Origin of the sequence: Mesorhizobium sp. M7A.F.Ca.CA.004.12.1.1, from assembly GCF_003997835.1 — a bacterium.
Lineage (GTDB): Bacteria > Pseudomonadota > Alphaproteobacteria > Rhizobiales > Rhizobiaceae > Mesorhizobium.
On sequence record NZ_RZRK01000100.1, the window covers coordinates 1 to 11,327 of the forward strand.

Annotated in this window: 7 protein-coding genes; 2 read left to right on the plus strand and 5 right to left on the minus strand. The window is 62.1% G+C overall.

Translation table 11 applies throughout. The features are described 5' to 3' along the window. The 3 genes from EN984_RS07790 to EN984_RS39355 form a co-directional block, all read right to left on the minus strand. Positions 1–5,292: autotransporter-associated beta strand repeat-containing protein (locus EN984_RS07790; protein WP_206517415.1), on the minus strand; the 5,292-nt coding region annotated here is incomplete at its 3' end. A 423-nt stretch (positions 5,293–5,715) separates the two neighbouring features. Next, complete coding sequence (locus EN984_RS07795) at positions 5,716–6,609, minus strand: AraC family transcriptional regulator (RefSeq protein ID WP_127269045.1); 894 nt, start codon at positions 6,607–6,609, stop codon at positions 5,716–5,718. Between the two features lie 411 nt (positions 6,610–7,020). After that, positions 7,021–7,155, minus strand: coding sequence for a hypothetical protein (locus EN984_RS39355; protein WP_256754990.1), 135 nt, complete (start codon positions 7,153–7,155; stop codon positions 7,021–7,023). A 928-nt stretch (positions 7,156–8,083) separates the two neighbouring features. Here EN984_RS39355 and EN984_RS07800 point away from each other — a divergent pair. Continuing rightward, positions 8,084–8,296, plus strand: a complete 213-nt coding sequence (locus tag EN984_RS07800; protein ID WP_127269046.1) for an AlpA family phage regulatory protein — start codon at positions 8,084–8,086, stop codon at positions 8,294–8,296. A gap of 350 nt (positions 8,297–8,646) precedes the next feature. Here EN984_RS07800 and EN984_RS07805 read toward each other — a convergent pair whose 3' ends face one another. Further along, a complete protein-coding gene (locus tag EN984_RS07805; RefSeq protein ID WP_127272212.1) occupies positions 8,647–9,312 on the minus strand; it encodes a hypothetical protein in 666 nt (221 codons plus the stop codon). A gap of 165 nt (positions 9,313–9,477) precedes the next feature. On the opposite strand from EN984_RS07805, the gene EN984_RS07810 reads away from it, so the two are divergent. Next, complete coding sequence (locus EN984_RS07810) at positions 9,478–9,717, plus strand: helix-turn-helix transcriptional regulator (RefSeq protein ID WP_127271801.1); 240 nt, start codon at positions 9,478–9,480, stop codon at positions 9,715–9,717. 150 nt (positions 9,718–9,867) lie between these two features. Here EN984_RS07810 and EN984_RS07815 read toward each other — a convergent pair whose 3' ends face one another. Further along, complete coding sequence (locus tag EN984_RS07815) at positions 9,868–11,187, minus strand: site-specific integrase (protein WP_127272211.1); 1,320 nt, start codon at positions 11,185–11,187, stop codon at positions 9,868–9,870. Positions 11,188–11,327 lie beyond the last annotated feature (140 nt).

Consider the following 11,327-nt stretch of genomic DNA (forward strand, 5'->3'; position numbering starts at 1 on the left):
GACGGTGAGCGTGCCGGTACCGTTCAAGGCGATCGTCGGTGTGGTGAGGCCGCCGTTGACCTGCAGGACACCCGCGTCAATGCGCGTGGCGCCGATATCGTTGCCGGCTTGCGTCAGCACGGTCGCGCCCGTCCCGATTTGCGCGATCGTGCCTGGGCCGCTGAGAAGGCCGGTGAAATTGAACGTGTCGCTGCGGTTGAACGACAAGGTTGAGGTGGCAGCATTGACGATCACGTTGCCGGCGCCGGCGTTGCCGGTGGTGCCGCCATTGCCGATCATCAGATTGCCGTTGTTGATGACGGTGTTGCCGGTGAAAGTGTTGTTGCCGGTGAGCGCCCAGGTGCCGGCATCGTTCTTGGCCAGCGTGGTTGCACCGCCGGCGCCGTCGGCGATCGCCCCGCCCATGATGTTGAGCGCGGTATTGGTGCCGCCGAGCGCGATGGTGCGCGGGCCGCTGCCGGAATAGGTAACCGCGGCCGTGTTGCTGAAGACGACGGCGCCCGTGCCTGAGGATTCGATGAAGCTGGTGCCGGCCGAGAGCGTGAACAGCCGGTCAGTCGTGTCGCCGCTACCGGTGTAGCGCAACGTCGAGCCGTTGCCGATCACCAGATTGGCCGCCGCGTTGGACGAGGCGCCGATGCTGCTTGCCTGGCCGCCATTCGCCAGCTTGCTGACGCCGAGCACACCGCCATTGATCGTGGTGATGCCGGCGTAGCTGCTGTTTTGATTGTTGAGGATCCAGGTGCCGGCGCCGTCCTTGGTCAGCGAGGTCACGCCGGCGCCGTTGTTGGTGATCTGTGCGGCAAGGCTGTTGTTGCCGGTGTTGGTGCCGCCGAGCGCCAGCGTCTGGCTCGTGCCGAGAGCCGAGAATGCGATCGCTCCGGTATTGGTGAAGGCGATCGCGCCGGTGCCGGAGGATTCGAGCCGGCTGCCGGCCGAGGCGCCGAGCGTGAACAGGCGATCGGTGCTGTCGCCCGTGCCGACATATTGCAGGGTGCCGCCGGTGAGGACGAGGTTGGCCGCAGCACTGCTCGATGCGCCGATCGCGCTGTTGACGCCGCCATTGGCCAGGCACGAGACCTGCAGCACGCCGCCTCTGACAGTGGTGCTGCCGGTATAGGAGCTCGCGCAGCCGCTGAGCGCCTGGGTGACGGTTCCGCCCTTGATGATCCCGCCGCTGCCGCTGATCGCGCCGGCAAAACCGGCCGCGCTGACGTTCGAGGCGATCGTCAGCGTCGCCGTGCCAAGCGTGACATTGCCGCCTATGGCGCCACCGCCATTCAGATAGGAGATGGAGGTGCTGAAATTGTTGAGATCGAGTGCGACACCGGCGGTGTTGTTCAGGCCGAATCCACCCGCCCCGATGGCGCTGCTGGAGCCGGCGCGCAGGATGCCACCTGTGACTGTCGTGATGCCGGTATAGGTGTTGTTACCGGACAGGACGAGCGTGCCTGCGCCGTCCTTCCGGAAGGCGCCGGCACCGACGATCGGGCCGCTCACGCCGAGCACGGTGGCGGCATTCACCACGTTGATGGCCCCACCGGTAGTGGCAAGTGTGATGCCGCGGTCGATGCTGATGCTGCCGCCGGTATAGGCAAGGACGCCGCCATTCAGGCCAAGGTTGGCGGAGGCGCTGGTCGAAGCGCCGATGCCGCTTGCCTGGCCGCCATTGGCAAGGCAATCCACGCTGAGCGTACCGCCGATGATGTTCGTCGCGCCGGTATAGGTGTTGTTGCAGCCGACAAACGTCTGGGTGCTGCTATTGTCCTTGGTGAGGCCGCCGGCCCCGGTGATGGCGCCGCTGAAGCTGACGGTCGTGCCGCCGACCGTCAGGGTCGCTCCGCCGAGGCGAACGGTACCGCCATTCGCGCCGCCTCCCGACAACCCGCCGACCTTGTTGTTGAAACCGTTCAGGTCGAGCGTGACGCCGGCGACATCCGCCAAATTCATGGCATTGGGACCACCAAAGGCCTGGGTCGATCCGGCGCGCAACGTGCCGCCGTCAATGAATGTCGGACCGTTGTTGCTGTTGGTGCCCGAAAAAACCAGAGTGCCGGCGCCGGCTTTGTGAAACGGCACGGCGCCAACCACCGTGCCGCTGACGGTGAGCGTCGTTGCCGCATTGGTGACATCGAGCGAGCCACCCGCGCCTCCGTTGAGCGTGAAGCCGCGATCGGTGCTGGCGGTCGCCCCGGTATATTGCAGCGTTCCGCCGGTCTGGATCACGAGGTTCTCGGCATCCGAGGACGATGCGCCGATACCGCTCGCCACACCGCCATCGGCCAGCGTGTTGACCGACAGCGTACCGGCGGAGATCGTCGTGATGCCGGTATAGGTGTTGGCGGCATTGCCAAGTGTCAGCAGGCCGGCGCCGGTCTTGTTGAATCCGGCATCGTCCGAACCGACGACCACGCCGCCGAAGCTCAGATTGCCGCTGTCGACCTGGATCGTCCGCGGTGCACCACCATTGACCAGGGTAAAGCCGCGGTCGGTCGTGCCCGCACCGACGCCGGTATATTCCAGCGTACCGCTTTCGAGCACCAGGTTCGCCGAAGCCGCGCCCGAAGCGCCAATGCTGCTCGCAGAGCCGCCATTGGCGACGCTGTCGATGGCCAACGTGCCGCCGCTCAGCGTCGTGCCCCCGGTGTAGCTGTTCGCGCCGGTCAGCGCGACCTTGCCGGCGCCGCCCTTGGCGAAGCTGGTTGCGCCGCCATTGTCGACGATCGTCGACGCGATCGTGAAGGTACCGGTGCCCGTGCTGTTTTCGAGCACGCCCAGCGTACCGCCGCCGGTCGCGCCGGTGATCGAGCCGCCGGTGATGGTCTGACTGGCATTGTTGACGCTGGAGGCGACAATGATCGTGCCGTCCACGCCGAGCGTGTTGCTGGCGCCGACGGTGACTATGGAGTTGGCCGCGGCGGTGTATTTGATGCCGCCGAGCTGGACGTTGCCCGCAACGGTGTTGGCGAACGGGGTGTTGGCCGCCCCGCCCGCGTCACTGACCACGTCGCCGGTCAGCCAGGTGCTGGCATTGTCCTTGTTTGCATAGGCGGTGAAGGCGTTGATGGCTCCGCCGCTGACCTGCGCGTAGTCGGTGCCGTTGACGGTTGCCCAGCTGAGCGCGCCATCGCCATTGGTCGTGGTGATGCTGCCGCTCGTCGGCAGCTTGAAATCGAGCAGGCCGCCGGTGTGCGTGATCGCGCCGAGGTTGAGCGTCATGCTGCCGCCCACACCGGCTGTCGCGACGATCTGGTTGTTGCCCGCGCTGACGTTCAGACCGTCGAAAGTCTGGCTGTTTGCCACGCCCGCTGCGCCGGTCAGTGTGACCACGCCGCCGGCCAGGTTGAGGCCGGACGAGCCTGAGATGATGTTGCTGGTCGGCGCTCCTGGCGCGGCGAAGTTCAGCGCCAGGGTGCCGCCATTGACCGTGGTGTCGCCGGTATAGGTGTTTGCCCCGCTCAGCGTGAGCGTGCCGGTGCCGCGCTTGATGAGGCCGCCGCCGCTGGTGGCGCCGTCGGCGATAACGCCGGCATAGCTGGTGCTGGCGGCGCCGTTGATCGTCAGATCGGCGCCGTTGAGAGTCACGCTGCCGCCCGCGCCGGCGAGCGACGTGGCCGTGGTATCAAAGCCATTGAGGTCCAGCGTGCCGCCATTGACGACCACCGCGTTGGGCGCGCCGAACGCGTTGGCGCTGCCGGCCCGCAGGGTTCCGCTGGTGACGGTAGTCGACCCGACATATGTGTTGGCGCCGCTGAGCAGCCAGCTGTTTCCCGCCGCGCCGTTCATGACCAGATTGCCGTTGCCGGAAATCGCGCCCGAAAAGGTGTTGCCGCCGGCGAAGCTGCCGCCAAGCGTGAAGGTGTCGCCCGGATTGGCTGGATTGAACGAGGCCGCGCCGCTCAGCGCCAGCGAGCCGGTGCCATCATTGAGGATCGCGCTGGCGCCGTTGAGCGACAGTATGCGGTCGGTGCTGGCCCCCGCGCCGGTATAGGACAATACGCCGGTGTTGAGGTTGATGATTGAGCCTGAACCCAGCGAGCTGGCGGCCCCCTGGTTCGCCAGTGAACTGGCCTTCACGGTAACGGTCTGGATCGTGACGGCACCACCAAAGGTGTTGGCTCCACCCAATGTGATAGTGCGGTTTGTCCCGCCGCCCATGAATATGAAGGGCCGGGTTGCAAGGTTGCTGCTGATGACGCCCAGCACTCCAAGGTCCGCCGTCTGCGCGTTCAGAATGACAGATGCTGCAAACCCGCCGCCCGCTGTCATGTCTCCGGTTACGGTCAGCGTGCCGGTTCCCTGATTTGTCAGGGCGGAGGAGCCGGTGCTAGGCGCCATGTTCCAGCTGCGGTTCGAAGTATCGCCGCTGCCGGTATAGACGGCGGAGGCATTGCGGACGAAGACCGTTCCGTTGGCCACCGTGGTTGCCGCGCCGAGCGCGCTTGCCTCGCCCAGGTTGCCGATCGATGTGAAGTACAGGTTGAAGCTGTCGGTAGCGACCGCCCCGGTGAAATCATTGGTATCATCGCTCAGCACCGTCTGTGCGACCAGGGAAAAGCCGCCGGCGCCGGTGATGTGCGCAGAGCCGACACCTCCTCCAATGGCGGCGGTGCCGGAGAGCAGCGTAACAACGCGGCTAGCGGCGAGCGCGCCAGTGCTTTGCAAAATCGTGCCCGCCGACAAGGTGATGCCATTGCTGGCGGCGCCGAGCGCCGAATCGCCACTGACGTTCAACCTACCCGCGGTCACATTGATACCGCCGCCGAAGGTATTGGCGCCGGTGAGGGTCAGGGTACCCGCTCCCGCCTTGGTCAGTCCCGCAGTGCCGGCCAGAATCGAACTGATGGTTGCGACACCGTTGGTGGTGATCGTCGGGGTGGCACCGGCGAGTGTCAGCGTGCTGCCCGTGACCGTATAGGTCGTGTTGGTGTTGATGGTCAGGCTGTTCGCGGTGATCGGCGCGCCCAGCGTCACTGTGGCGATTGTTCCGCTGGCGCCGCCGAAGATGGCATTGTCGAGAGCGGCGTTGCTCCACGGCGTATAAGGACCACTGACGCCGTCGCTGTTGGGACTCCACCGATTGGAGCTCACGTCCCAGGTCCCAGTGCCGCCAGTTCCGGCCGCCGTGCCGTTGGGATCCCAGTTTCTGTCGGCGGTGGCGGCCGGCCCCGTGGCCAGCGTCATCAGCAGGACCGCTGGCAGGAGCGGGGCGGCCAACGCCCGCGCCGCCGCGGAGGCCGGCTGCGCCATATGAGCGGCGTAGCTCGCCGCTTCGCCCTTCCACTTGGTCATCCGGCCACCGCGCAGTAGCTGGGAGAAGATAGGCCTATCTGCTTGCCTCGCCGCCCGTCCCTTGGGACCCGGTAGCGCTTGAGAGGATGCGCGCCTAGGATGAAGGTGGCCGGCTTTCAGCCTCGGGTCGCCGGCACTGTCGCCGCCGTCCTTCTGGTCATGGATGGTCCCGCCGCAGGCCAACCCAGCCATGTATCCCCCTACATTAGAAAGTCTTAATGCAATGCATCCCAAGGAATCAGGACACTGGCGCCAACATGGGCATGGAAACATCCGGACGTATTTCAAAAAGGTACGACGTTTGACAAAAACGTCCGACGCGCTTTGTTTTGATTAGACACTTCTACCGGAGTGTTACTGGAATATCACAACTCATTATTTCGTAACGCTAATATTGCCTTAACTGATGCCCGAAATCGCACGCTAGATTGAGGATCGAAAGCGGGTCGGGGTCGCGCCCCGGAACTTCCTCATCGCAGCTGTCAAATGACTCTGGCTTGAAAACCCGCTTAGATAGGCAACCTCCGCAATGGTCATGTCTCGGTTCGATAACAGACGCGTGGCGTGGTCGAGCCGGAGGTCCAAAAGGTAGCGATGCGGCGTCATCCCAAAGCTTCGGCTAAACGCTTGGGTGAAATGCTTCGGTGAAAGCTTTGCAAGTGCGGCTAGCTCGCCGACAGATATCTTGCGGGCGAGGTTGATTCGCAGGAACTCCTGCAGTTTCTGCGCGGACTGCCTGGAAAGACCGCCCTTGAACTGCTCCGGCCCGCTGGTTCGTATGGCATATGCGTGAAGCACGTGAATGCCCAGGATCGCGATCAGCTGCTCGACGTGGAAGCGGTTTGCGCCCTCCTTCTTCGTGAGCTCCGTCTTGAGCAGTTGGGCGACACGCAACGCATTGTCGTCCCGTGTGCCCAGGGGCGGAGGCGTCAGCTCCGTTTCCACTGGGCCAAATTGCTGCCTGGCCAGTTCTTTGAGACTGTCGTCCGGGTAGACGATAGTGGCGCTCTCCCGCGCCTGTGATAGACGCAGCCGCGCTTCAAGATGTGCCGGCTTGACAATGATGCTTCCTGCCGGCGCGTCATAGCGCTCGGCCTTGCCCCCTCCAAGTGTGGCACACACGGGTGCGGCCTCGAGACCGACAAAGACAACGTGTTCACTCGCCTCGAAGGTGTGCAGCCCGGGTGGCATGAGGGAATAGGTCGCCCTGCCCCGCTGTGTCGCAATCGTCCACTCACCGGTAATCGAAGAAACAGACTGCAAATCCTGATCGGATGAATTGAAGCCGTCATCAAGCTCGTGATCAGAAGAAATCATGTTAGTCCGTCGGTGTCATGGGCGGCAGGAAACACATTCACGGCATCTATTAGAATTCTCTAATTTATATAACACTCTTCCATGCAGCCTGGCTGAGCGTCTTTACCATTTGGGATGTAAACTGTTCCTCGAATGACCCGGTTCCCGGTCGTTCGATTTTGATTCCACTTAACGATGGTACAGCAGTTCTGTACCACACAAACGCAACGTTTGTGGACCAGAGTTAAGCGGCTCTGCCCAGCGAAGTGGCTGCATCCGACCGCGTCTTGGCTCAATCATCGCCTCTGCCGTCCATGCGATGCTGGGCGAGCGAACGATAGGTTTGCTACGGGCCTCGTCCGTGCAGTAGACGGCTGAAGGAGCGTCTCGCCGATCGCGCTTTTAAGTCGGCACATAGGCTCCGAGTGTCACTCAATTTGACCAAACCCAGCCGCGAAAAAATCCCATCGAAAGATTGCCGCGCACAGATGCCGACGCATATTGGTCGAGGTTTGAACCGCGGTTGGACGCGCGAGCCACAAAATATCCAACGATGGTGACGGACATTGCGTGACTCCGAACAGCGCCCAATCGAGAACCCACCAGAGCAGCAGCGCCTCCGGGGCTTTTGACTAAAGCGTGGAGGACCGGGAGAATGCGAGGTCGAAGCTGGATCCGGCAAATGCGGCTGGCCGAAGCCCAAATGCTCAGGGAACAGATCGTCCGACTGGAAACTGAGCTACTTACCCAGACAGGGGCTGCCAAGCCAAGAAGGCTTACCGAGCTCGGCTACCACATTCATTCCAGCAAATCGCGGCTTCAACGGCTGGAACGCTGCATCTCTGCCCTGCAATCGGCCGATCGGCGGCGAGTAGAACACAGGCCCCAGCAGGTCTAGTGTGTTCCTGCACTAGCTTTGGCCGTCGACATGGACGGCCGTTACCGCCAGGAAGCTCACATCGAACGTCCGCCACTGGATCGAGCTGCCCCTGAGAACTCGGAATGTGCGCTTTTTGAGCGGTACTGAGAGAGATCCTAGCGTCGGGGGTTGGGCGCCAAGCTGCCGTTCACACTTGGAAGTCATGCCGTCGCGCTATCGGGCGCAACGTGCCACTGGGGTCGATCCCTGCAAAGGCATGGAAAAGCCGAAACTAGTATCCCACTTTGTCCATGAGCACCCGCAATTTGGGCTGTGGAGTGACCCAGAAAGTTCGAAAAGCTTCCAGGAACCCCAGGCAAACTGGACTCGGGGCGCGTATGGACTGTCTCAGGGCACGGATTCTTCGGTCTCAGGCCTTCGTTTCGGACTTAGAACGCCTTCAATCACGGTATCGAGCTTGGGCGGGGCCGTGGCATTGGACTCTAAACCCATCCCATTTGCCGCCGTCTCTAGGCCGGGGTACGACGTCGGCGGAAAACCTCTTGCACGCCCGTAAGTGTCTGTCCTCTCTGGATCAGGAGCAATCAAGAACAGCCAACAGAAGGCAGCGCGACCATGCTTGAACCAGATCGTATCATCCGCCTGAAAACCGTTCTTTCCCGGACCGGTCTGTCCCGATCCACGATCTATCGCAAGATCGCCAAAGGCACCTTCCCACGCCAGATTCAGATCAGTATCCCCGGTGCAGGCTGGCATGAATCCGATATCAGTCGCTGGATCTCCAATCCCGTTTCGTGGCGTCCACAAGACCAGGGCGACAAGGCGTGATGAGGGTGATGCACACTGCGCGGAAAACTGGGCTTCATCGAGACGCAGCGGTCACGGCGGCGAGGCTATTGCTTGAGCCCAGTGGGCCATGTCCATTACAAGCGTCGCCGAGGCGAACGAACACGGCAAACCAGAAACGATGGTCGGCCTCACGCTCAACCAAGTCAACTTTGGGTCGAACCGCCCAGAACTGGCCGCTTATCTCCTTTCAGAGCCCGCGCCGAATCGGTGGCCGCCCCTCAGGCTGACAGAGCAAGCGTTCAGCGGAGCGGCCGTGACGCCGGCGATCGATCAGGCTTCCCTTGAGGCAGACAGCTTCCTCTCCGCCTATAAGAGCCGTCAGCTATCGATTACCCGATCGATCCGGCGATCGTCGCCGGATCGATATTTATGGTGTGGCGGGCGAGGTCATCCAACACCGATCGGATATGCGGCCAGGGGAAATCGTCTGGATGTTCCCAGTGCTCACCGTCACGCAGGATGACCTCGAGCTTGGCCAAAATGCCTTCGATGGACGTGGCCACTGTCTGCGGTAGATCCTCCAGAAGTGCGCTTTCGGCTGTTTCCGATTGCCGGATCAGTTCGTCTGTTCTCGAATAGCCGATCTCAGCATCAGCAGCGTCCCAGCGCGCCTGGTGTGCCGCGAAATCTGCAAGCGCCCTGCCCAATTCGACTTCATTTTCAGGAGAGTAGGCATCGTTCAGGCTCTCGATGGAATGGAGCGTCACGTTCGTACCATCGGCAAGTCGCACCTCGGCGCAGGGAAAGCCGACGGTCCTGGCGAGGTGTGTCTCCAACTGCTGCTGTTCGTGACACAGCGTCAGTGTCTCATCATGGATCTTTTGCCAGTCGCCACACAGACGAAGAGCAGGATCAGCCGCGCTGCTGCCGTCCGTCAGTTCGGCGGCTCGCGACTTTACCTGGAAGGGCCACGCCGCCGCGGCCGTAGCCGTGCCCGCCAGCAAGCGCCGCCGGGTGACGAAAAACGAACTCATGCTACTGTCGGAATCAGCCATTATCCGAGCTCCTAACAGCTGGGGTTTTGGTGAGGCCGCATCGAGTGTTCGCGCACTCGGTGCGGCCGCTTTCTAAAAACGAAAGGATTGTCTGTTTTTAGAAAGCCATTGTCAACGTTTTCCGAAAAGGCTTGCGATTTTCGGGAGTTATCACCAGTTTGCGGCATGGATTCTTCCCAATGTCGCGCCGCACGAGCGCTGTTGAAATGGACGCAAGAGGATCTCGCCGCCCGCTCCGGCGCGAGTGCTGTTACCATTCGCAATTTCGAAAACGAGCGTTCTGTTCCTCAAACAGGAACGCGATATCTCCTCCAGAAAACGCTTGAGAATGCCGGCATCGAGTTCATTCCTGAAAATGGCGGTGGTGTCGGCGTGCGTTTGTCACGGCGTTCCGAAAGGACGTAGGATCGGTGAAACAGCTCCCGATAGGCAAGGCAAAGCGCGTCCATTAGCCGACAATCATTCGATTGCGGCCGCAGTCAGAGGGATCAACCGCGAAGACTTCGACGAGCGGCAGAAGGGTTTCGGGGTCGAACGGCGACTGCTCAGACCGGTTCATGCAACTGCCTTCGCTCGCAGAGGTTCGATGTGGCTCTTGCCTGCAATGATGCCGGCAAGCCGATCGGCCCAACGCTCCAAGGCATCCCGTTTCTCGCTCATATAGTCGTAGCGCGCATATACCCGCGACGTGACCGTACTCTTGGTCGCCGAAACGTGATTCAACACATGCCCGACGATGAACGGCGAAATGCCGATTTCTTCCATGCCCGTCGCAGCAGATCGCCGAAGGTCATGCGGCGTCCACGGTGCAATGCCCATGATCATCGCTACGCCGCGCTTGCTGATCTCTTCTCGCTTCACTGCCTTCGGGACAGATGCGCCGGTGACTGCTGCACGGGCGCCCGGTCCAGGAAAAACGAAAGGCGGTACCGCCCTGCCCTTGCGCTCCGACAGCGCCTTCACGTCTGCGATCTGATCGCCGATGATCCGGATTGCCATTTCGCACAGCGGGACAATATGGTCGCGGCCGTTCTTCGCGCGCCTGGCTGGTATCGTCCAAAGGTCGCGTGTCAAGTCCAGTTCGCCGTGCTCCATGCCGGCGATCTCGCCAACACGCTGTCCGGTAACCAAGCACAGGCGCAGAATGCGGCGGGTGCTTTCCCGCATGTCGGCTTCGGGCAAGGCCGCCCACATCGTCTTGATCTCGTCGGCCGTCAGCACGCGGTCGCGCTCGACCGTTTCGGTCGGCCTAGCCATACCTTCGGTCAAGTTGTTGTCCAGATCGCCACGACCGCGCCCCCATCGGATCATGGCGCGAATGTCCTCGAACACCCGGTTTGCCTCGACGGCCGCGCCCCGGTCCTTCACCGCGTCGATCGCCTTAGTGATGTCGCGACGATGCAGGTCCGCGAGCTTCACCTCGCCGATGCACCCAGATGATGCCTTCTCGACCTTCTTTCCGTCAGCGTCATAGCCGGACACATTCTTGCGCAGCCGGCGCGCGATCTCATCGACCGACCGCCGCGATGATGCCCGGCGGGTGAGATAGCTCTCGACCAAATCAGAGACGGTCATCGAGGCGGCGTGCGCTTTCTTGGCGGCCACAGGGTCGCCGCCCTCTTGCACGCTTGCACGAGTGTCCTTGGCCTTCTGGCGAGCGCCCTTGTCGGTGCCGAGCGGTGTCTCGGGATAGGTGCCGAGCTTCAACCATTGCCGCTTGTCGGGCGGCCCGTAAACCGCGAACCAGGTCTTTTGCCCACCCGCCGAGACGCGCAGCACAAGACCTTTGACGGTCGTATCGAAATAGTCGGCTTTTCGGCCGGAGCCGGCCTTGGCAGCCTGGCAGAATTTGTCGGTGAGTTCGAGTTTCGGCATCTGTCCAGCGACCAATCTTGCTACAACCGGTTGCCCGGGCCCATAAGTGATCTACAGAATGATCTACATAAAACCACGCGCTTTGTCGATACCGGCTGCGACAGGTCGCGACGGGATGAAACACTAATTTATTGTTATTC

Bases quoted from the DNA above. Each gene is read 5' to 3' on its own strand.
- EN984_RS07795 (WP_127269045.1), bottom strand. From the start codon at position 6,609: ATGATTTCTTCTGATCACGAGCTTGATGACGGCTTCAATTCATCCGAT.
- EN984_RS39355 (WP_256754990.1), bottom strand. From the start codon at position 7,155: ATGTCCGTCACCATCGTTGGATATTTTGTGGCTCGCGCGTCCAACCGC.
- EN984_RS07800 (WP_127269046.1), top strand. From the start codon at position 8,084: ATGCTTGAACCAGATCGTATCATCCGCCTGAAAACCGTTCTTTCCCGG.
- EN984_RS07805 (WP_127272212.1), bottom strand. From the start codon at position 9,312: ATGGCTGATTCCGACAGTAGCATGAGTTCGTTTTTCGTCACCCGGCGG.
- EN984_RS07810 (WP_127271801.1), top strand. From the start codon at position 9,478: ATGGATTCTTCCCAATGTCGCGCCGCACGAGCGCTGTTGAAATGGACG.
- EN984_RS07815 (WP_127272211.1), bottom strand. From the start codon at position 11,187: ATGCCGAAACTCGAACTCACCGACAAATTCTGCCAGGCTGCCAAGGCC.